A 314-nucleotide genomic window follows, 5' to 3' on the forward strand; every position below is an offset into this window, starting at 1 on the left:
AGTGGTCCACATTGAAAGTTAGTGCATGATTGGCCTTTGGTCCATCAAGACGATGGTTTCAGGCGCTGGCGGGCGGTAGCCCAATGCACTGTGTGGTCGCTTGGTGTTGTAGTGGTTCCTCCATCGTTCGATGATGATTTGGGCTTCACGCAGCGAGTAAAAGATCTCGCCGTTCAGCAGCTCGTCGCGCATCCGCCCGTTGAAGCTTTCGCAATAACCGTTTTCCCAGGGTGACCCCGGCTCGATGTATGCAGTCTTGGCACCAACGGCTTTGATCCAATCCCTGACGGCCTCAGCGATGAACTCTGGGCCAT

1 protein-coding gene is annotated in these 314 nt (G+C 55.1%); it reads right to left on the minus strand.

Annotated features, from left to right (window positions below; all coding sequences use genetic code 11):
* Window positions 1-18 precede the first annotated feature (18 nt).
* Window positions 19-314, minus strand: a 296-nt coding sequence (locus FGE21_RS19975; protein WP_139665139.1) for an integrase core domain-containing protein, incomplete at its 5' end; no start/stop codon positions are given.

The organism is Phaeobacter sp. B1627, from assembly GCF_006265095.1.
Taxonomy (GTDB): Bacteria; Pseudomonadota; Alphaproteobacteria; order Rhodobacterales; family Rhodobacteraceae; genus Epibacterium.